Genomic DNA, 21,613 nt, shown 5'->3' with positions numbered 1-21,613 from the left:
CATCATGATCGATCGTTCCCCCCCGCCCGCGGGCTACAGCAGCCTGAACGTCGCCGCCCTGTCCCAGAACGCCCGCCTGCTGCAGGTGCAGACGCCGCTTGGCGATGCGCTGGTGGTCGAGCGCATGCGCCTGCGCGAAGGCGTCTCCGAGCTGTTCGCCCTGACACTGGACTGCCTGGCCTCGTCCGCCGAACTGGACGTCGAGCCGCTGCTGGGCAAGGAGATCAGCGTCAGCCTGCTGCTGGCCGACGGCGGCCAGCGCCACTGGCACGCGGTGGTGGAAGGCGTCGATGCGCTCGGCGCCGACGGCGGGCTGGCGCGCTACCGCCTGCATGCCGCGCCCTGGCTGGCGACGCTGCGGCTGCGGCGCGACAGCTTCGTTTTCCAGGACAAGTCGGTCACCGACATCCTGACCGAGGTTTTCGCGGACTACCCCTTGGCCGCGTTCGCCTTCGAGATCACCGAACCGCAGGCCGCGCGCCCGGTGCGCACCCAGTACCGCGAGACCGACCTGGACTTCGTGACGCGGCTGATGGCCGAGGCGGGATTGAGTTTCCGCTTCGACCACCAGCAAGGCGGGCAGCAGGCCGGCGGCGGCGGCGCGCAACACCGGCTGGTGGTGTTCGACACCCGCGCCACGCAACCGGAAAACCCCGCGGCGTCGCTGCGCTTTCACCGCAGCGACGCGACCGAATCCGAAGACAGCGTGACGCGTTTTGGCGCGGCCCGCGACGTGCGCCCCAACGCGGTGACGCGCCTGGCCTGGAACGACCGCACGTTGCTGGCCCACGGCGCCCATGCGGCTTCCGACCTAGACGCGGGCGCCGTGCCGGCGCTGGAAGACTATGACTATGACGGCCACGGCCGCCACGGCGGCGACGACTCGGCCGAACAGCAGGCCGCCCGCAGCCTGCAGGCGTTCGAAGCGCGCATGCTGCGGTTCGACGGCGGCGGCACGGCGCGCCAGATGATGCCGGGCCATCGCTTCGCGCTGACCCAGCACGACCGCTACGCCGAAGGTTCGGGCAATGCCGTGGACGAACTCGGCGGCAACCGCTACACCCTGCTGCGCGTCGAACACGAGGCCGCCAACAACCTGGGCAGCCAGGCCGCCCAGGTGCTGGGCGAGGCCGACCTGGAGCGCGGCGCCTACCGCAACACGTTCAGCGCGCAGCCGGCCGCGGCCCCGCTGCTGCCCGCCTGGCGCGCCAAGCCAACCGCGCCCGAGGGCGCCACCGCCGTCGTCGTGACGGCCGAGGACGCCGCCCTGACCACCGGCCGCGACCTGCGCGTCAAAGTCCAGTTTCCGTGGCAGCGCGGCGAGCGCCCGCTGGCGGGCGGCCTGCGCCACCGCAGCCATGGCGACGACGCCGGCAACGCGCCGGGCGACGATCGCTCCGGCACCTGGCTGCGCGTCAGCGGCGCGCAGGCCGGCCCCAACTGGGGCGCGCATCACCTGCCGCGCCAGGGCACCGAAGTGCTGGTGGAATTCCTGGACGGCGACATCGACCAGCCCGTGGTCGTGGCGCAGCTGTACAACGACACCGACCTGCCGCCCTGGACCGCGGGGGTCGACGGCGACGCCAACCATCCCGGCACGCTCAGCGGCTGGCACAGCCAGGGCCTGGATGGCAGCGGCTACAGCCAATGGTTGTTCGACGACACGGCCGGCCAGGTGCGCACGCGCCTGTCCAGTTCCATCGCCGCCTCCCAGTTGGGGCTGGGCTACCTGGTCAAGCAAGGCGCGGACGAATCGACGCGCGGCCAATGGCGCGGCACGGGTTTCGAATTGCGTTCCGACGCCTGGACCGTGGTGCGATCGGGCCAGGGCATGCTGCTGTCGGCCAACGCCCGCGAAAGCGCCCGATCCACCCAGGCCGATACGCAGGAAGCGCTGACGCTGCTGCGCGGCGCGCAACATGCGGCGCAGCGCATCGACAACGCGGCCACCCAGAGCGAGGCGCGCGCCCTGGCGGCCAACGAACAGTTCAACCCGCTGATCCAGGCGCTGGATCCCAAGGCCGACGGCCGTTACGCCGGCAGCGTCGGCGGCCAGCAGGCGGTGAAGGCCAGCGCCAACGAGCGCAGCGGCACCGACCCGGTCGAACGCATCGACGGCGCCCGGCTGCTGGTCGACGCGCCCTCGTCGCTGAACCTGGCGACGCCCGCCAGCGCGATCCTGCACGCCAGCGAAAACCTGCACGCGACCGCCCAGGCCGACGGCCACGTATCGGCGCGCCAGACCTTCGCCAGCGCCTCGGGCCGATCCTCCAGCCTGTTCGTGCAGGACGGCGGCCTGCGCGCCATCGCCGCCAACGCGCCGGTGTCGATCCACGCGCACACCGACATGCTGGAAATGCTGGCGGGCCAGGACATCACGATCACGTCCACCACCGACAGCATCGAGATCCTGGCGAACACCCGCATCACCTTGCAGGCGGCGGGCGGCAGCATCGTCATGGACGGCGGCGACATCCTCTTCAAGGGCCCCGGCATGTTTTCCGTCAAGGGCGCCTCGCACAACCTCATCGGCCCGGCCAGCGACGCCGCGGCCCTGCCCGCGCTGCCGTCCAGCCAGGTCGGCGACCCGATGCTGGTGACGGCCGAACTGGTGCACCGGCCCAACGCGCTGCGTCAGGCCCTGAATGGTTCGGGCAAGGCGCTCAATGCCGCCGGCGCGTCCGACGCCCTCGCCGCCGCGCCGGCCGCCGCCGATGCCTCCGCCTCGAGCGGTATCGGCTCGGCCCTGGCAAGCGGCGCCAGCGCGCTGTCGGGCGGCCTGACGGCCGCCTCAGGCATGCTGGACAAGGCCAAGTCCATGGCCGGCGCCGCGCTCAAGCCGGTGCAGGATCTGGGCGCGATGGCCGGCAAGGCCATGGGCGCCGTCACCGAAGCCGGCTCCGGCCTGGTCTCGGGCGTGGCGGCCAAGGCCGGCGGCATGGCGCAATCCGCGGTGGGCGCGGTCACGCCGTCGCTGATGAGCGGCGGCACCCCGTCGCTGATGGGGCGCGCCGCTTCGGCGGCCGGCAACGCCACGCAATCCCTGGTGAGCGATGGCGCCGCGTCCCTGACGCAAGGCGCCGGCAGCGCGCTCGCCAGCGCCGTGCCCCTGCCCGCCGGCCTGGCCAACGCCGCCGGCGCGGTGTCGCAGGCCGGCGCCATGGCCGACCAGGCCACGGCGATGGCCTCGCAAGCCGCCGCGCTGGGCTCCAAGGCCGGCGGCATGCTGTCCGGCGCCTCGGCCGGCGCCGGTGGCGCCGCGGGCGCATCGGCAGCCGCGGGCGGCGCCGGCGCGACGGCTTCGGGCGCGGCGGCAGCCGCCTCTCCCGGCCTGGCCGCGCAGACCGCCGGCATGGCGTCGTCGGCCACCGGCATGGCCGCGCAGGCGGCCGGCGCCATGGGCAACGCCTCGGCCGCTTCGGCGCTGTCGGCCGCCTCCGGCCTGGCGGCCGCGGGCGGCGGCGGCGTGGGCGCGGCCATCGGCCCGATGATGACGCAGGCCATGGGTGTCATGGGCGACCGCGGCGCGGCGTTGGGCTCCACCGTGAACGCGCTGCTGTCGATGCCCGACGTCACCCAGGGCAACCTGCCCGCCGTGGCCGGCGCCATCCTCAGCACGCCGGGGCTGACCAACTCCGCGATCCCCACGGTGGTGGGCGCCATCCTGCAGTCGCCCAGCATTTCCAGCGTGACGCTGCCCAAGGTCGCGGAAACCATCATGAACATCCCGGCGGTGGCCAACTCGCCCTATCCGGGCCTGGCGCGGCGCGTGATGGAAGCGGCCGGCATCAGCCTGCCCGGCGCCGCGCGGGTGCCCGGCGACGCCACCGGCGGCACGGCGGGCGACACGCCCACGCCGGCCGCCACGGCGGCCTCGCCCTACCAGGCGCGCAGCGGCGCCAAGCTGCAATACGTCAACCTGCCACAGGCCGAGGAACGCTGGAACGACGGCCAGGCGCTCACCAGCCTGGACCGCCAGACCAACAAGCCCAAGATCCGCGTGCGCTTCGACAAGGCCGGCCAGCACCGCTTCACGGTCAAGGTCAGCCCGCGGCCCGGCAATGCGCAGTACTCGGCGCGCGAGCTGAGCCGCCAGCCGCTCTACCGCGAACCGAACCAGCGTTCCTACAGCTACGTCACCGACGCGGACGGCACCAAGATCGTCGACGACATCACGCTGCCGGCCGCCGGGCTGAACACCTATCTGTTCGAGGTGGTCAACGACAAGAACCAGATCATCTCCACCGAAGTCGTGGAAACGGTCAGGCGCCTGTACGTCCAGGAAATCATGCTGCCCGGCCCCGAGCCGATGCAACGCCCGCACGGCTTCCAGCCGACCGCCACCGAGTACGCGCGGCACGGCGTGGACGTGGTGCAGCTGCCGCCGCTGACCACGCGCGGCCAGGCCAATTACGATGTGATCTACGACAACAGCGCGGACGATCCGCGCCTGCGCAGCGCGGCGCGCTCGGTGTACGCCCAATCGCAAGGCGCCGCGCGCGAGCCCTACACCATCGTGGCCTGCCACGTGGACCGGCTCGCCACGCCGAAGCCGGTGCAGCCCTTCTACATCCGCGCCACCGCCGGTCCGGGCGCGGGCAACACGCAGGTCCAGTTCGCCGATGCCGCCGGCGACGTCAGCTTCCTCTGGTACAACATCGACCCGGGCCAGGACTGGTTCCTGGAATGCCTGTTCGAGTACACCGACCCGGCCGCCGGCGTGCGACGCGCGGTGGTGCCGCGCGATCGGGTCACGCCGGTTCCCTACGATCCGGCCGAGCCCAAGGCCTGCCATGCCGTGAACGTCCGCCTGGAGGGGCTGCTGCCCGTGCCGACGGCTGGCAAGATCGTGCTGCGCGTGCGGCTCATGGAAAGCGCCGCGGCGGGCATCGCCTTCTACAACACCAACCTGCTCTGCGTGGCCGCGCTGTCGCCCTGGGATCCGGTGACGATGGACTACCAGCAGGAGACCTTCGTCCACGAAATCGGCCACCTGATCGGCATGACGCCGAGCGGCCCGGAATGGGTCCAGGCGCATCCGGACGAAGCCGACATGGACTCGTCCAAGCTCGACAAGGGGCCGTTCTTCTATTCCAAGTGGGGCAACCACTGCCACCAGGGCCTGGCGGCCAACACTTTCAGCGACGCCGACACGGGCGCCTGCGTCATGTTCGGCGCCGACTGCATGAGCATCCGCTTCTGCGTCCATTGCGCCAAGGCCGTGCGCAAAGTGGATATGTCCGGTGGCTGGCCCACGTTCTGACCGCCGGCGCCACGCGGCGCCGGCCCTGGCCCTGCTGCTCGCGGCCGCGCTGGCCGCCCTGCCCGCGTCGGCGCGGACCGTGGGCGGTCCGCGCGCTCCCTCTCAACCCGCTACCCAGACCGCTTCCATGACCACCGACTGGATCGACCCGCCCGCCTTCGCCACCGCGCCCATCGGCACCGTGCTGGATCATGCCTGCATCCCGCCCAACCACGGCAGCGACGATCAACTGAACATCGCCGCGCCCGCGCGGGTGCGGCCGCAGGCCACGGGCGCGCTGGTGATCCCGGTCTGCGCGCAGGGCATCATCCCGGTCTCGCAGGACCAGAAGCTGCCGCGCTTCGTCGCGGTCGACACCCAGACCCGGGCGGTCTACGAAGGCGTGGCCTACGAATACAAGCGCCGCCCGCCCCGCGCCGGCGTCGAGGTCGACGAGATCCCGGGCTCACGCCCGCCCAAGGGCATCCCGATCAGCCCGGGCATCAGCGTCGGCACGCAGTTCAGCACCGACCTGGCGGCGCAGGTGGGATTACCCAAGGAGCCGGCGAAGTACGAGGTGTATATCGAATCCAACGGCGTGCGCTCGAACACCGTCACCATCGAGGTGCAGGCGGCGCGTTAAGCCGGCGCAGCCCTCGCACCGCCCAGCCATGTTCCCGATCGAAGCCCTCCTGATCGTTGGCGCCATGGCGCTGGTGGTCGGCGTCGCCGTGCTCGTGGTGGCGATCCAGGTACTGCGATTCATCTACTGGGGGTACTGGGCCGACGATGCGACCCACGGCGAACGCCCGCATTTCACCGGACCGCTGCTGGCCCTGGCGTTCAGCCTGCTGGCCGCCAGCGAAGTCCTGCCGCTTCACCCGATCCTCGACCGGATTCATGAGCTGAATCCGGTGCCGCCCTGGGCCACGGAGTATTACGTGGTGGCCATGCTGGTGCTGATGGTGCTGTCGTGGATCCATGGCGGCAGGATCAAGAACCGGCTGTGGCAAGGGCTGCTGGGACGGCTGCGGCGGAAAAAGGCGCCACCCGCGCCGTGAACCGCGTCAGCCGCGCCTGTCGCCCGGCGGCAAGCCTCGGGCTTTCAAGCGCTCGCAACGGTCATGGCCGCGCCGGCGCCAACCCATCCAGGTTGGCGCGCATCTGGTCAACGCGCGCCGCGGAAGCGGTATCGGCCTTCATCTTGCTCTCTTCGGCCTTGAAATCGGTCTTGCCGAAAATGTCCTTGTCGCGCGTGCGGAAGTACAACGAGGTGCTGGCCAGCAGGTGATCCGGCCAACTGCTCAGCATGGCGTCATGCACCAGGAAGTCGAACAGCGCCATGACCTTGGGCGGCAGCGGATTCTTGCCCGCGCTGGCCTCGCGCCAGATGCTCAGCAGGCGCTGCTGCGTCGCGCGCCTGGCCTTCATGTCGGCGAACGGGTCCTTGGGCTTGTCGTCCTCGGTCAAGGTGCCACCGCCGCGCGTGATGAGCTCGTTGCGCATGTTCTGCATGTTGAGCTGGTCCTGGTCCATCTGTTCCATGGTGCGCACGACGTTGGGATTGCGCCGGCGGAATTCCTCCTTGTGGCGCTCCCGCTCCGCGTCCTGGCGCTCGGCGTCCTCGAGCGCCCGGTATTCCTCTTCCAGGCGCTGCCACAGCGGCTTGAAGCGTTGCGGCGGCAATTCGCCGCGGCTGGCCTCGGCGCGGTCCCGGCGTTCGTTCTTGAGCGCTTCCAGCTCTTTCAGGCGCGCGGTGTTCTCCGGCTTGTTGCGCTCCTCGCGCGGCAGCATCGAGACGCGTCGCAGTTCCTCGTTGTAGGCCTGCTCGGGCGTGAAAAAGTCGCGGTCCTGGATCCACTTCTCGGCCGGATCGGAAAGATCGCTCTTGAAGACCGGGTCCTGGTAGCGCACGGCGAGCCAGCGCAGGAACACCTCCATATGCGGCATGAAGTCGATGCCCGGCTCGTACTTCACCACGCTCCGATAGGCCTCGACCAGTTCGGTGATCCGGTAGCTCTGGGCGCCATCCTTGATGGGAATGCCCATGCTGAACTTGGCATAGGTCAGCGGCCGCTTGTCGAACAGCTGCTCCATGCTGTAGAAGCCGACGCCATGGCTCAGGCCCAGGTTCAGCATGTCGCGCAGCGGAACCCGCGACAGCTCGCCGCGCGATCCCAGCGACCCCTCGGGGCTGACGCCGGTGACGTCGCCGCTCGATCCGGGATAGAGATACTGCTCGCCACGGGTCTTTTCCAGGCTGTCGACACGCTGGTTGGCGCGCAATTCCTGGGCCGCGGCGAAGTGCACGCACTTTTCCACCGCGCCCGGCACCGTCAGCGTCCGGTCCTTGTGCGTCTGCTTGAGCAGGTCGGTGAACGGCAGGAAGCCAAGAAAGGTGCTCTCGTCCATGATCGACGACACCGAATCCAGCAGGCCCAGGAAACGGATGCGGATCTCGGCCTCGCGCGCGCCCTTCTGGCCCGGGAACACCAGGTCCTTGTCATGGCGGCGGCGATACTTCTTGACCACATCGTTGATGAACTGGCGCGCCATCACGCCGCCACGGTCGCCGCCGAACACCGAGATCTCGATCCGGCGCACGTTGTTCATCTCGGCGCTGACGGCCTCGTGCGTGGCCCGCAACTGCCGCAGCGCGGCATCCACGCGCACGTCGACGCCCGTGCCCATGAGGTAGGCCACGGTCTCGTTGTCGCGGATGACGGGCACGCCCTCCATCACCGTGGTCTTGGCGACCTCCTTGCCCGCGGTCCAGGCGACCTTGAGCGGGTTCTTCTTGAAGCCCGACCAGAAACCCCGCACGGTCCCTTTGGCCCGGTTCACCAGGCGTTCGGGGTCCCACGCGTTCCAGATGCGCACCACCTTGTCGGGCAGCGTCTTGACGTCCTTCACGACGTCCTTGTACGCCTTGACCATGGGCTGGAACGAACCCTCCTTGATCATCTTCTGCGTGGCGCCGCGCAGACGCTTGAGGGCGTCGGTTTCCGGAATCTCGTCGACACGGGTGATGTTCTTGGCCGCGCTCTGGGCATTCTTGGCGGCCTCGCCGAGGATCTTCTTGCCCGCGGCCGTCGCGCCGTAGATCAGATCGTCGTTCTTGGCGTCCTCGTTCAATTCCGTGCCAAGGCCGGAATAGTAGAAACGGAACCAGTACTGGTTGACGGGCCGGTCTTCGTCGTCATGGGCGTAGTGCGCTTCCCACAGGCGGCTGACGTTGGAATAGAACGTGGGATGCTTGCTGTCCACGTCACGGCTGCGACCGAAGCCGTCAAAGAAGAAGCCGATCCGGATCACGGCGCCGCATTCCTGGCAATCCTGCCTGGGATAGGCGGCCTCGCTCTCGGCCATTTTCTTGAGCACCGAGGCGGGGGTGCGATCGACCGGCGGCAGGTTGTCAGCCATTCTTGTCTCCCGGCTTGGCGCCCGTGGCCTTCAGGTGCGCGATCTTGTCGGCTGGCAGCTGCTGGACGGCCTTGGCGAAGTCGCCCGGCTGGCGGCCTGGCCTAGCCAGCAGCGCGGCGATGTCCGGATCGGTATCGAAGTTCGATGCCACCGTGAAGTACAGGAACATGTACTGCTGCAGGTCCTGGCTGTCCTCGATCCGGTACCTGGTCCACGCGGTCTTGGTGACCCTGGCCACCACCCGGCGGACTTCTGCGCTGCTGCGATAGTCGCCCAGGGCGTCGCGATGCTGCGCGTAGAGCCAGCGCGTGACCTCGACGATCGGCAGGCGGACCTGCCCCAGCAACTTGCGGCTCAGGGCCAGCTCCATGTGCTCATCGGGATAGATGTGCAATTCCAGGTACAGCGGCCCATCGCCCGGCGGCACCTCGGTGGCGGGGAAATGCACCAGGGTTTCCTTGTTGAACATCACCTCGTCCAGCTTGCCGTCGAACATGTGCTCGCGGACCTTCTCGCCATCCGCGCCGCGCCATTCGACCTTGAAGTCGGTGCCCTTCAGGCTGTAGCAGCACGTCACAGAGCCCTCGCCGCCGCCCGCGCCGATGGCGCCCGTGGTGGCGGCGCTGCCCTGCGCATCGGTGATCTGGATCCGGTCCAGGTCCCAGGGCGTGTAGTTGTACGCGACGAAGGAAAGGCCTTGATAGCTGGGCTCGCCGTTGCAGCCCGCCAGCAATCCCAGCCACATCATCAGGACCAGCAACCCCTTACGCATCGACAGCTCCTATCCGTACCGCGCCCGCCTGCCCCGTCATGCCTCGACCTCCTCGTTCCGTTCCTGTTCCGCCCGCAGCAGCGCATCCCACACCGCATCGGGCACCTGCGCCAGCGCCTGCGACAGACCCTCGCCCTGGAAGGCGCGCAGCGCGGGCGCGATCGCCTCGTGTTCATCAAAGCGCGGGGAGATGGTGATGCCCCACGCCACGTAGTCCAGCATGTCGCGCTCGCTCTCGACGCCATGGACCCGGGCCCGCGCCATCTGCTCGAGCACGCGCGCATACAGGTCGTCCTGCCGCACCCCGCCGCCCAATACCCCCAGGTAGATGCGGCGGATCTGCACCGCCAGCTTGTCGGGGTAGTCCAGCTCCAGCAGCTTCTGATGCTGCGCCAGCGTGAAGGGCTGCTGCCGCGGCATGTCGGCGGCCTCCACGCGGACGCCCGGCCCCGTCCACTGCGCCATGGCGCCATCGCGGCGCGGGTAACGCAGCAGGTTCAGCGGCGCCAGGAAGCGCTCGCGCTCGGGTGGCGTCCAGACCTGGAATGCTCGGTCGAGAATGCGGCTGTCGTAGAAATGCAGGTAGTACTCGCGGCCGTCCGGCAGGCCATATTCGCCGTAGCCGGCGAAGTGCGCCATGAGTTCAGCCAGCGGCAACGGCGACACCACTTGCGTCACCGCGTAGGCGCCGCCGTCGATCTGGTGCAGCCGGCGGAGCAGGCGCAGCACTTCGGAGCTGCGCGGCTCGTCGGGGCCGCGCCACAACTCGAAGCGGGTCAGATCGTCGACCTCGATCAGCAGCGGCGCGATGTCTTCGTAGACCGCGAGCTCGGTGCCGACCCAGATCGACCCATGGCTGAGATCGGCGCTGGCCTTGACGGGCCCCGCCAGCTCGGCACGCCCGCGAAAGTCCACCAGCAGGTAGGTGTACAGCGAGACTCCGGCGGCGTCGGCCAATGCGGCGGCCTGCGCCAGCGTGTCGTTCAGACGTGCTTCCCACTCCATCATGCCACTGTCGCCTCAAGCTTTGTCGGTGATCGACTGCACGCCATCCTGCGCATCCAGCACGCATTGTTTGCAGACGGTGAATTGCGGGAAGGCGTAAGGCAGCCGATCCGGCCCGGCGAACTGCTTGTTGCCGGTCTTGACGTCGATGCGCCCCGGCGCGGTCACGGTGATGTTGCCGCCCTCGAGCACGATGCTCGCGCCGGCCGCCGTGGCGATGCGGATGCGCTTGGGCGCGGCGTACTCCACCGCCGTGTTGGCGCTGCCGATCGTGATGTCCTGCTGCGCCTGCACCCGCAGGATGTCGTGCTGCGCCTGAATGTCGACGTTGCCCTTGGCCGAGATCAGGTCCAGTCCAGCCCCCGCCCCGCCCTGCTGCAGCCCCGCCACGATCCCCAGCCCCTGGCCCGTGTGCAGGCGCAGCGCGCCCATCACCGCCAGGTTCTGGTCCTTGCCCGAGGACCAGTGCACCGCCTCGCCGGCCGTGTACTGCAGGTGCTGGCCGGCGACCTGCGCCAGCCCGGCGCGCGCCGCCATCAGCACCACCGGATCGGTGGGATGCGCCACCTTGCCTTGCGCCGCATCGGTATGCTTGGCCGAGGCGTCGCCGAGCGCGCCATCCACGCTCGCGCCCGCCACCGTGCCCGAGACCGCCCGGTGCATCGCCGCCAGCGGCGCCTTGTCGCCATCGAGCGCGCTGGCGCCCGGACCGCGCGTGCCCTGCACCGTCGCCAGCCGCGGCCCCTGGTGCGCGCCCACCACGCCATCGAGCGAACGCGCCATCTGCTCGGTCTGGCTGGCCAGCGCCTGCACCCCGGCCGCATCGCCGATGGCGCTGGCATTACCGCCGCTGGCGGTATAGGTGCTCAGCAGCACCCCCGCGCCGCCGCGCACCGCGCCATAGCCATCGGTGCGCAGCTCCGCGCCCAGGCCGCGCAGGCCGCCGCGGTAGTTGCCGGCCTGGTGGATCAGGTGGCCCAGGTTCAGCTCGCTGGCCTGCTGGCTGCTCTTGACCTGCATGCGCAGTTGGCCGTCGGTGTCGTCGAACACGATCTGGTTGTAGCCCGCGCCGCCGAGCTCCTTGCTCTTGAAGCCGCTCAACGCGGCCGCGTTGCGGTGGTTCTCGTCGCCGCCGGCCGCGCCGTGCCAGGCCGGCGCGTTGCCCGAGGCCAGGTTGGCCTGGGCGCTGGGCGCGTTGTCGCGCGCGGCGGCATAGACCTGCGTGTCGGCCTTGGCGCCCTGGCGTCCGCCCGGCGTGGCGGGCGTGCCGCCTTCGCCGCGGCCGTTGTACAGCGCGCCCACCACGATGGGTTGGTCAATGTCGTCGTCCAGGAAGCGCACCAGCACCTCCTGGCCGATGCGCGGCACGAAGCTGATGCCCATGCCCGCGCCCGACTGGCGCTGCGCCACCCGCACCCAGCGGCTGGCGGCCTCGCCCTCGGCGCCGCCGGCCTGCCAGTGGAAGCGGATGCGCACGTCGCCGCGCTTGTTGCGCAGGATCTCGTCATGCTCTTTCGGTTGCGTGCCGCCCTCGGCGTCGGTGACGACCGCGGTGTGCACGCCGTGCACCGACGGCGCCCCCGTCAGGCGCGCGCCGCGCTGTCGCGCCAGCGCGGGCCGCCAGGGCCGGTCGCAGCGCACCGCCTCGAAGCGGTTGGCGTAGCCGACCTCGCGCGCCTTGGCCAGCACGGCCGCGTCGGCGCACAAGGCGGTGTCGTCATGCGGTTGCGCGCCCGGTTCGGCCAAGGCGTCGCCATCCAGCGCCAGGTGCCGGTCCAGTCCGCCCAGCCGCTGCGCCAGCGAGGCCCGCGTTTCGGGCGGCAGGTTGTTGATGCCCACGTGCTCGACGCGATCCAGCGCGAACTCCGGTTCGAAGCCGGACTCGCCCGAAGGGCCCAGCGACGACAGGTCCTGCAGCGTGAAGCGCGTGCCCGAGCGGAACGTGCGCACCACCCCACGGCCCGCGAAGGTCTCGGCGCGGGCGCGCACGGCCTCGCGCGCCAGTTCCGCCTGGCGGCGGGCCTGGGCCTCGTCGACAAAGCCGCCATGGCCGGCAATCTCGTACCAGTCCAACCCGGCCGCATCGTCCTGTCCGCTGGCCGCGTTGACCGGCGCCTGCGCGGCCACGGCGCGCTTGCCGCTGTCGTGCCAGCCCAGCACGGTGATGCTGTCCGGCGTGCGGCGGCGCTGGCGCACCAGCGCCTGCACGGTGTCGCGCGATTCGGTCGCGGCGGCGCGCTGGAAGCGGATGCCGCCGCCAGCGGACTCGGCGTCCTCGGCCAGGTTGCGGCTGTCCGCGAACAGCTGCACCACATGGCGCGCGGGCACGCTTTCGTCTTCCAGCACGGTCCAGCCCAGGCCGGCCTCGGCCAGCAGGCGCGCCAGGAAGTCGTAGTCGGTCTCGCGGTATTGCGTGGTGTAGGGGCGCGGCTTCAGGCCCGCCAAGGCCGGTTCGACGTCGGCCGCCAACCGGTAGACATAGCCTTCATAGCCATCGAGCACGTGGCGCACGATGTCCAGCACGGCCTTGCCTTCGAACACGCGGCTGGCGCGCCGCTGCGTGGCCAGCCACAGCCACGGCGCCACGGTCAGCCGGTAGCGCGCCAGGCCGGCGTCGCCCGACAGCAGCTCGGCCTCGCGGATCACGCCGCTGCGCGCCGCGCGGCTGCCATCGGCGCGCGTGGTCCACAACGTGAGCGGGCGCGAGATCATGTCCTGCAGCGACAGGCCGGCATCATCCGACAGCGCCACCACGCGCAACTGGCCCACGCCGGAAAGCGCCTCGCGCGCGATCCAGCCCTCCACCTGCAAGGACGCAAGCGCGCCCTCGCCTTGCAAACGGTAGAGTCGGGCATCGGCATTGAACAGGCCGGCGGTTGCGGTCGGATCCATCGGGGAAAAACCTTGCTCAGGCGCGGTCACGGTTCAACGTGGGATTGCGCATTGGGACATTCGGGGGCCGTGCCCCAGTGGCCGGCGCAGACGCGCAGGCGGCATTGTTCGCTTTCGAGAAAGCCGAGCTTGCGGCACTCCCCGAGGCGGGTGGCGAGCGACGATCCCGGCAACTCGCGCACGAAGATACCGTCGGTCTTGTAGACCTTGGTGCCAGGCGGCGATGCCGGCGGCAGGCCGTAGGCCATCAGCGTCGCCAGCAAGGCCGCGTCGCTGTCATTGCGTGGTGTCGCCTTGCCGCGCGCCGGCGCGGTCTTCGACGTCGATGCCGGCGCGCCAGGCGTTGCCGCGGCCACCACGGTGGCTTCGCGTGAACGCTCGGCGCGCTGCGTGGTCGGACCGGGCGCCTTCGGCTGCGCGGCCCGCGGCGCGGCGTCGGGCTTGGGCGCGGCGGCCGTGACCGCCAGCGCCGCCAGCGGATTGGCGGGTTCGCCCTGGTCGGCGGACTGCGTCAATTGCGCCAAGGGATGATCGTCGATGATGGCGGCCGCGCTGGACGGCGGCGCCTCCGCGCCCGCCGGCATGCGAGCCTGCGCGACCGCGGCCGCATTGCCCTGCGCGTTGGCCGGAGCCGCGCCCGCGGCAGTGGCGGCGCCCGCGGCGGCCGTGTTGCCCGCGGGCCGTGCATCCGGCTCCATGCGCGCCACGACGACCGGCAATTCCGCCGTGTCATAGACCGCCCACAGCCCCGCGCCGACACATCCCAGGAACAGCGCCAGCAGCACCAGCAGCGGCGTTTTCGAACGTTGCCTGGGCGGCAGGTGCTTGGCCTCGGCCTCGGGCACGCGGCCCTCGAGCGTGGCGAGAATGCGCGACGACTGCTGCTCATCCGCGGAGGATGAGCGTCCGGCTAGCAAGCTGGGAATAGAGGGCGGTGGTCGCGATCTTTTTTCGTCTTCTGCCATGCGAGGTCCCGTGTCGGCAGGGGCGCACGAAGCCCCTTTAACCAAGGTGTCCGAGAATACCTGATGACACCTTTTAGATCACGGCTTGTTGTTACGATTCCTAAAGCATCGACGCCGTCTGCAACGCCCAAGCGCTTGCCTCAATCCCGAATAGAACAAAAGATTACGCCTTCGTGATTGAGGGATACCGTTGCTAGTTCTACTGCCCCTATATTTTCTGCTCGCGATTGGCGTCTCCGCGCTGCTGGTCTTCCCGTCCTTCCGGGCGGGAACCGCGCGGAGCGTGCGTGCGTTCGCGCAGGGAATGCGGCGCCGCGTGGCGCGCGGCGCGGGTCAGGCAGGCGATGTGGTCGGCGGCTCCGCGCAGGTGGTGCGCGCGGGCGTCGGCCGGGCCGGCAATACGTTTTCCGCCTACCGCTGGCAGATCGCCGCGGGCCTCGCGGTCGTGTTGCTTCCGTCCCTTTTCGCTTTCGTCATGCGACACAATCACACATTTATTTACGAGGATCGGATGGCCGGTCCGGACCCTCGTATCCAGGCTCTGCTGACCGGCGAAAGACTGGTGCCGCCACCGCCATTGCCGCCCGAAGTCTTCACCACGCGCGAAGTGGAATTGGTGCGCCCGAACCTGGGCGGCGCGAGCCGCGACTGGAACCTGCTGGACGCCGATTACCGCCAGCGCCTGCTGGCCGCGTATCGCATCATGCGTGAAGAGCATGGCTACGAGATGGTGCTGATCGAGGGCTATCGCAGCCCCGAGCGCCAGGAAGAACTGGCGAGCAAGGGTTCGCACGTGACCAACGCCGGCGCCTACCAGAGCTATCACCAATACGGCCTGGCCGCCGACAGCGCGTTCCTGCGCGACGGCAAGGTGGTGGTCTCGGAGAAGGACCCCTGGGCCATGCGCGGCTACGAGCTGTTCGGCGAGACCGCCGAGCGTGTCGGCCTGACGTGGGGCGGCCGCTGGAAGCTGATGGACTTCGGCCACACCGAACTGCGGCGTCCGGGCGTCATGCGACGCGACGCGGGAGCGGCGCAATGATCCGATCATCTCGCGCGACTACCCTGACCCAGCCGCTCCTCCGACCAACCGATCACCGCTTCGAACTCTCATGACCCGCTTTCTCAAAACCGGCCTGCTGCTGGCCCTGGTCTTCGGCGTCGTCTGGCTGGCCGTCATCATCTGGTGGCAGGAGTCGCGCACGCTGCCCACCGGCGTGGACATCGGCCTGTACCTGTTCGCGCTGCCGCTGACGCTGATCGCGGCCGGGTGGGCCGGCCTGCGCATCGCGCGCGCCCGCCGCGAGGCCCGCGCCGCGGCCGCGGCGACGCCTGCCGCCGCGCCGGGCGAACAGGCGCCCGTGGCGCCGCCGGCCGCGACCCGGCTGGTGGTGCTGGCGAGCACCGCGCGCGCCGCGCCCGGCAGCGATGCGGCCGCCATCCACGAGGCGTTGGCGAAACAGCAGCGGCCCGACCTGGACGACACCCTCAAGAACGCCCGCGGCTTTCCCATCTTCAGCGCGCGCGCGGCGCACCTGGACAACGACATGCTGCGCGAGGCCGCCGCAACGCAAGCCGCGCCCGCCGCCGCGCAGGCCGAGGACTGCCTGCGCGCCACCGCCCTGCTGTGCGAAGTGGTCGAGAGCCTGTCGCGCGACGCCCGCGCCCACGTGCTGGAACACGGCACGCCGGAACGCGACGACGACTGGCCGCTGCTGCAGGTCGAATTGCTGCTGCCGGCCCAATGGCCGCCCGCGGCGCGCGAGCATGCGCTGGCGCAGGCCCGCCTCAGCGCGGCCTGGCCCGCCTCGCGCCTGACGCTGCGGCAACACGAGGCGCGCGACGCGCTGGCCAGCGACGGCCTGCTGCGGCAACTGGCGCTGGAACCGGCCACGCCGGCGCGCGCGCCGCTGCGCATCGCGGCGTCGGCCGATTCCTATATCGACACCCACGTGGTGCAGGACTGGGACGCGGACGGCCTGCTGGTCGATAGCGCCAATCCGCAGGGACGCGTGCCCGGTGAAGCGGCCGCCGGCCTGCTGCTCGACCTGACCCTGGTCGAGGCCGGCGACAACGCCCCGCTCGCGCCGCCGGCCGGCGCCTTCGCGCTGGCCCTGTCGCCCATGGCGCACCGTGCGACCGGCGCCGATACCCGTGGCGCCGCCAGCGAACCGATGCTGGCCGAGCTGGCCAACCGCTTCCTGCAACAGCAGGAGCGGCGCGTGGAGGACATCCGCGCGCTGGTCAGCGACGCCGATCATCGTGGCAGCCGTCCGCTCGAAACCGCGGGCCTCGCCAGCACCCTGTTCACCGCGCTCGACCCGAACCAGGATTGCCTGGCCGTGGGCGGCGCCTGCGGCTACACCGGCGCCGCCGCGCACCTGCTGACGCTCGCGGTCGCCGGCGAGGCCTGCGCGCAAGCCGAAGCCCCCGTGATCGCCGTCATGACCCAGGACCCCGCCTTGCGCACGCTCGCCCTGCTGTCCCCTTCCCCCTCCGCCTGACCCCCATAAAAAAAGCCAGAATCATGCGTAGCCCTTCAGGTTTCTTCTCCGGTATTTCCAGCGCCCTGAGCGAAGGCCGACATTGGACATCGCGCGCGCTCGGCAGCCCGCGCCTGTTCATGGCGCTCGGCCTGATCGCCCTGATCGTGTTCCTGTTCCTGTTCGCCGACACGGTCGAGATCGGCCTGGCGTGGGCCGGCATCGCGCTGGGCATCTTCCTGTTCCTGTGGCTGTGCGCCTACCTGTGGCGCCGGCGGCGCGCGCGGCGCGCCAACAAGAACCTGGGCGACATGCTGGAGCAGCAGGTGCAGACCGGCGCGGCCGCCGCCAACCGCGGCGACGTGGACGCGCTGCGCACGCGGCTGGCGCAGGCGGTGCGCACCATCAAGACCTCCAAGATCGGCCAGGTCTCGGGCAACGAAGCCCTGTACGAGCTGCCCTGGTACATCGTGATCGGCAACCCGGCCGCGGGCAAGAGCAGCGCGGTCATCAACTCGGGCCTGCAGTTCCCCTTCGCCGACAAGAACGGCGCGGCGGTGCGCGGCGTGGGCGGCACCCGCAACTGCGACTGGTTCTTCACCACCGAGGGCATCCTGCTGGACACGGCCGGCCGCTATTCGGTGCACGAGGAAGACCGCAACGAGTGGATGGGGTTCCTCGACCTGCTCAAGCGCCATCGCCCCAAGGCGCCGATCAACGGCATCATCGTCGCCGCCAGCATCGACGAACTGACCGGCGCGGGCCCCGAGTTCGCCATCAACCTGGCCAAGAACCTGCGCCAGCGCGTGCAGGAACTGACCGACCGGCTGGAGGTGTTCGCGCCGGTCTACATCATCTTCACCAAGGCCGACCTGATCTCGGGCTTCAGCGAGTTCTTCTCGGACAGCGACCAGCGCGAGCGCGACCGCGTCTGGGGCGCCACCCTGCCCTACGGCGCGGAAGAGAACCGCGACGTGCTGGCCCTGTTCGACGAACGCTTCGACGAGCTGTACGAAGGCCTCAAGGAAATGGGAACGGCGCAGATCTCGCTGCGCAACAACCGCGACCTGCCGCCGGGGCTGCTGACCTTCCCGCTGGAATTCGCCGGCATCAAGCCGGCGCTGCGCACCTTCCTGTCGACGCTGTTCGAGACCAACCCGTTCCAGTACAAGCCGGTGTTCCGCGGCTTCTACTTCACCAGCGCGCTGCAGGAAGGCGTCTCGCAAAGCACCTCGACCGAGCGGCTGGCCGAGCGCTTCGACCTGCGCCCGGCCGCGCGCGGCCAGGCCCGCAACGTGTCGTCGCACAACGGTTTCTTCCTGCGCGACCTCTTTTCCAGCGTGATCTTCGCCGACAAGAAACTGGTGCGCCAGCACGCCAGCCCGGCCAAGACCCGCATGCGCTACCTGACCTTCTTCGGCCTGGTGCTGGCGCTGGGCCTGGTGCTGGGCGGCTGGAGCTGGTCGTATCTGGGCAACCGCCAACTGGCGCAGAACGTGCAGGCCGACCTGGACAAGGTGGTGCGGCTGCAGAGCGAACGCACCGACCTGCAGAGCCGCCTGGAGGCCATGGAGATCCTGCAGGACCGCATCGAGCAGCTGGACCGCTATTCGGCCAGCCGCCCGTGGTCGCTGGGCCTGGGCCTGTACCAGGGCGACGTGCTCAAGGAACGCCTGCTGGCCGAGTACTACAACGGCGCGCGCCAGTTCATGCTGAGCCCGGTCAAGGTCAGCCTGGAGGACTTCCTGGCCAAGGTCGACATGTCCGGCGCCGCGGCGGCCGGCGGCGCGCCCAAGCCGGCGCCGCAGGCGCTGCGCGCCGCGCATGCCGCGGGCGGCGACACGCTGTTCCAGGACGCCTCGCCGACCAACGCCGACGACGCCTACAACGCGCTCAAGACGTACCTGATGATGGCCAATCGCCAGCACGTCGACCCCACCCACCTGTCCGACCAGATCACGCGCTTCTGGCGCGGCTGGCTGGAGACCAACCGCGGCGCCATGCCGCGCGACCAGCTGATCCGCAGCGCCGAGCGCCTGATCTCGTTCTACGTCAGCCGCGCGCCCGACGCCGGCTGGCCGCAGATCGACACCAACCTGGCGCTGGTCGAGAAGACCCGCGCCAGCCTGCGCGCCGTGATGCAGGGCATGCCGGCGCGCGAACGCGCCTACGCCACGCTCAAGGCGCGCGCCGCCACGCGCTTCCAGACCATGACGGTGGCGCGCATCGTCGGCGAGAACGACGCCGGCGTGGTGGCCGGCAGCTACGCCATTCCCGGCACCTTCACCCGCGAGGCCTGGGAGCAATACATCCAGCCCGCCATCAACGAGGCCGCCAAGAAGGAAGTGCAGACCAGCGACTGGGTGCTGGGCGTGAACGCGCGCGATGACCTGACGCTGGACGGCAGCCCCGAGCAGATCCAGAAGAGCCTGGCGACCATGTACAAGATGGAATACGCCCAGGAATGGCAGAAGTTCCTGCGCGGCGTGACCATCAAGCCGTTCACCAGCTTCGAGCAATCGGTGGGCGCGATGAACCGCCTGGGCGATCCGCAGACCTCGCCCATCGCCAAGCTCATCAACACTGCCTATGAGCAGACCTCGTGGGACAACCCCTCGCTGGTCAACGCCGGGCTGCAGCAGGCGCAGAGCGGCGTGGTCGGCTGGTTCAAGCGCGTGATCCTGCGGCAGACGCCGCCGGCGCCCGCGGCCACCACCACCGCCAACGGCGAGGCCATCCCGATGGGCCCGGTGGGCCGCGAGTTCTCGGACGTGGCGCGCCTGGTGGTGACGCGCGAGAACCAGTCGCTGCTGGGCAACTACATGGGCGCGCTGTCCAAGATCCGCACGCGCTTCAACCTGCTCAACAACCAGGGCGACCCCGGCCCCGGCTCGCTGGTGCTGCTGCGCCAGACGCTGGAAGGCAAGGATTCGGAGCTGGCCGACGCGCTCAAGCTGGTCGACGAGCAGATGCTGGCGGGCCTGTCGGCGACCCAGCGCGAGACGCTGCGCCCGCTGCTGGTGCGGCCGCTGATCCAGGCCTACGCCGTGGCGATGCAGCCGGCCGAGTCCGAGCTGAACAAGGTCTGGAACGCGCAGATCTACCAGCCGTTCAACCAGACCCTGGCCGAGAAGTATCCGTTCGCCTCGCGCGCCAGCGTCGAAGCCAGCAGCGACGAGATCGGGCAGGTGTTCGGCCCGCAGGGCAGCATCGCCAAGTACGTCAACGACACCCTCGGCCCGCTGACCGTGCGCCGCGGCGACATCCTGACGGCGCGCACCTGGGGCGACATGGGCGTCAGCCTGCAGCCGACCTTCACCGCCAACTTCGCGCAGTGGGTGGCGCCGCTGTCCGGCGGCGCGGCCGGCGCCGGCGCGGCCAGCCAGCCGCAGACGCTGTTCCAGATCCAGCCCAAGCCGGCCTCGGGCGTGACCGAGTACACCATCGAGATCGACGGCCAGCAGCTGCGCTACCGCAACACGCCGCCGCAATGGGTCAACTTCGTCTGGCCCAATGCGCAGGGCGCGCCCGGCGCGCGCATCACCGCCACCACCTTCGACGGCAGCGTGGTCGAGATCGTCAACGAACCGGGCCGCTTCGGCCTGGAACGCCTGATCGCGACCGCCCAGCGCACCTCCAACGCGGACGGCAGCTTCAACATGAGCTGGGGCAAGTCGAACGTGACCGTGCCGGTCAAGCTGCGCATCATCAGCAACGCCCAGGCGCCCGGCGCCGGCGGCAGCGAGCCCGGCGGCAGCCAGGGCCTGCGCAACCTGCGCCTGCCCTCCTCCGTGGTGGGCACCACGTCCGAATCCTCCTCCGCCCAGACGCGACCCGGAGCGCCGCAATGAGCAACCCGCAGTCCCCCCTGTTCCGCACGGCCTACTTCGGCAAGATCCCGGCGCGCGGCGACTTCGTCAAGAACACCTCGCATCCGCAGCTGATGAGCACGCTGGACGGCTGGGTCGCCCACACCATGGAGCTGCTGGCCCAGGACCCGCACTGGAAGACGCTGTACGACGAGGCCGAGCCGATGCCGTTCGCCATCCTCGGCTCGCGCGGCAAGCTGGCCATCGCCGGCCATCTGCAACCCAGCCGTGACCAGTCGGGCCGGCGCTTTCCGTTCCTGTCGGCGACCTCGGTCGAAGTGCAGCGGCCGCTGGCGTTCATCGCCCGCAGCCCGATGGCCTTCAGCCGCCTGTGGAACCGCATGAGCGGCGCAGCCTCGCTGCTGATGACCGATGCCGATCCCGGCCCGGCGCTGCAGACCCTGAACGAACTGGAGGGCGAGATCCGCACCGAGGCCGACGACGGCTTCGATGCCTTCGTCGACCTGCAGACCGTCGAACGGCTGCAGGCCATGCTGCGCGGCAACGGCCATGCGGCCAACGTGCACGACATCGTCCTGGCGCTGGGCATCCTGCTGGAACCGGTCATGTCCAGCGGCTCGTCGCAGCTCGATCGCGGGCTGGCGCTGCCGCTGCCCGACGACCCGCTCTACATCAACCTGGTGGCGTCGTACTGGATGACGCTGATCGCGCCGTTCCTGGCGCGCGCGGATTTCGAGATCGCGGTGTTCATCGGCCGCATCGGCGGCAAGCATCGCCTGGTGGCGGGCTTTCGCGGCGCCTCGCCGCAAACCCTGGCCAGCCTGCTGTCGACGCCGCAGGCCTTCGCCGAACAGCACATCGTGCTGGAAGACGCGCCCTGGGTGCGCAACCACGTGTCGGCCAGCCACGGCCTGGCCAAGCTGTCCAGCTATCTGGACCAACCGCGGCTGTCCTTGCGCATGGCGCTCGACACCTATCTCGAAGTCTTCACCGGAGCCTGA

General features: G+C 70.1%; 12 protein-coding genes. 7 read left to right on the top strand and 5 right to left on the bottom strand.

Translation table 11 applies throughout. The annotated features are described in order from the left end of the window. Positions 1 to 4 precede the first annotated feature (4 nt). From tssI to I6I07_RS21815, 3 genes are read left to right on the top strand one after another with little or no spacing between them, the layout of a single operon-like run. Complete coding sequence (gene tssI / locus I6I07_RS21825) at positions 5 to 5,263, top strand: type VI secretion system tip protein TssI/VgrG (RefSeq protein WP_198483682.1); 5,259 nt, start codon at positions 5 to 7, stop codon at positions 5,261 to 5,263. After that, on the top strand, positions 5,244 to 5,885 hold the full coding sequence (locus I6I07_RS21820; RefSeq protein ID WP_198483681.1) for a hypothetical protein: 642 nt from the start codon (positions 5,244 to 5,246) through the stop codon (positions 5,883 to 5,885). The genes tssI and I6I07_RS21820 overlap by 20 nt, the downstream gene beginning before the upstream one ends. Positions 5,886 to 5,913: 28 nt before the next feature. Continuing rightward, positions 5,914 to 6,303: a hypothetical protein gene (locus I6I07_RS21815; protein ID WP_054489802.1), complete on the top strand. Its 390-nt coding sequence runs from the start codon at positions 5,914 to 5,916 to the stop codon at positions 6,301 to 6,303. A gap of 61 nt (positions 6,304 to 6,364) precedes the next feature. Here the strand turns inward: I6I07_RS21815 and I6I07_RS21810 are convergent, their stop codons facing one another. Genes I6I07_RS21810 through I6I07_RS21790 form a run of 5 tightly spaced genes read right to left on the bottom strand, consistent with a single transcriptional unit; the run spans position 6,365 to position 14,251 of the window. Next, positions 6,365 to 8,665: a DUF2235 domain-containing protein gene (locus I6I07_RS21810; RefSeq protein ID WP_198483680.1), complete on the bottom strand. Its 2,301-nt coding sequence runs from the start codon at positions 8,663 to 8,665 to the stop codon at positions 6,365 to 6,367. Further along, a complete protein-coding gene (locus I6I07_RS21805; protein ID WP_198483679.1) occupies positions 8,658 to 9,437 on the bottom strand; it encodes a hypothetical protein in 780 nt (259 codons plus the stop codon). Before I6I07_RS21805 ends, I6I07_RS21810 begins: the two co-directional genes overlap by 8 nt. 36 nt (positions 9,438 to 9,473) lie before the next feature. After that, positions 9,474 to 10,445: a DUF4123 domain-containing protein gene (locus I6I07_RS21800; RefSeq protein WP_198483678.1), complete on the bottom strand. Its 972-nt coding sequence runs from the start codon at positions 10,443 to 10,445 to the stop codon at positions 9,474 to 9,476. Between the two features lie 12 nt (positions 10,446 to 10,457). Further along, positions 10,458 to 13,334 (bottom strand): type VI secretion system Vgr family protein, encoded by a 2,877-nt coding sequence (locus I6I07_RS21795; protein WP_198483677.1) that lies wholly within the window; start codon positions 13,332 to 13,334, stop codon positions 10,458 to 10,460. Between the two features lie 26 nt (positions 13,335 to 13,360). Then, entirely contained in the window at positions 13,361 to 14,251 is an 891-nt protein-coding gene (locus I6I07_RS21790; protein ID WP_198483676.1) for a hypothetical protein, read from the bottom strand. A gap of 238 nt (positions 14,252 to 14,489) precedes the next feature. On the opposite strand from I6I07_RS21790, the gene I6I07_RS21785 reads away from it, so the two are divergent. The 4 genes from I6I07_RS21785 (at position 14,490) to tagF (ending at position 21,613) form a co-directional block, all read left to right on the top strand. After that, positions 14,490 to 15,341 (top strand): M15 family metallopeptidase, encoded by an 852-nt coding sequence (locus I6I07_RS21785; RefSeq protein ID WP_054434048.1) that lies wholly within the window; start codon positions 14,490 to 14,492, stop codon positions 15,339 to 15,341. Positions 15,342 to 15,411: 70 nt separating this feature from the next. Beyond that, entirely contained in the window at positions 15,412 to 16,803 is a 1,392-nt protein-coding gene (locus I6I07_RS21780; RefSeq protein ID WP_198483675.1) for a hypothetical protein, read from the top strand. Between the two features lie 119 nt (positions 16,804 to 16,922). Beyond that, on the top strand, positions 16,923 to 20,633 hold the full coding sequence (tssM, locus tag I6I07_RS21775; protein ID WP_232626138.1) for a type VI secretion system membrane subunit TssM: 3,711 nt from the start codon (positions 16,923 to 16,925) through the stop codon (positions 20,631 to 20,633). Then, positions 20,630 to 21,613 carry a type VI secretion system-associated protein TagF gene (gene tagF, locus I6I07_RS21770; protein WP_198483673.1) on the top strand — a complete coding sequence of 328 codons (984 nt, stop codon included), beginning with the start codon at positions 20,630 to 20,632 and terminating at the stop codon, positions 21,611 to 21,613. The genes tssM and tagF overlap by 4 nt, the downstream gene beginning before the upstream one ends.

This window comes from Achromobacter deleyi, assembly GCF_016127315.1.
GTDB lineage: Bacteria > Pseudomonadota > Gammaproteobacteria > Burkholderiales > Burkholderiaceae_B > Achromobacter > Achromobacter insuavis_A.
The sequence above is the reverse complement of the archived record's forward strand: the minus strand, read 5'-3'. Positions and strand labels throughout refer to the sequence as shown.